Source organism: Pantoea sp. SIMBA_079 (assembly GCF_046940275.1).
GTDB classification, from domain to species: Bacteria; Pseudomonadota; Gammaproteobacteria; order Enterobacterales; family Enterobacteriaceae; genus Pantoea; species Pantoea borealis.
Window position 1 is genome coordinate 1 of the sequence record NZ_JAWRYR010000738.1, and the last position, 246, is coordinate 246.

Sequence of the window (246 nt, forward strand, 5' to 3'; positions counted from 1 at the left end):
CGTAAAGGATGTTCGGGCAGTCATTCTGGTTCCGGCTTACGGGCAACCGGCATTGACCGCAGAAACCTTACAAACAGCTATCGCGCAACAATGCGAATTTCCGTTCGCAATTGTTGTTGTGAACGATGGCTGCCCCTCATCTGAAACCCATGAAGTCTGTCAGAGTTTTGCGTGCTGCTATCCAGGGCTGGTCTTCTATATTCACAAAGCCAACAATGGGTTGAGCGCAGCGCGCAATACTGGACT

Annotated in this window: 1 protein-coding gene; it reads left to right on the forward strand. The window is 50.8% G+C overall.

The features are described from left to right. A partial coding sequence (locus tag SB719_RS21915; protein WP_412159997.1) for a glycosyltransferase family 2 protein occupies window positions 1-246 on the forward strand: 246 nt, incomplete at both ends.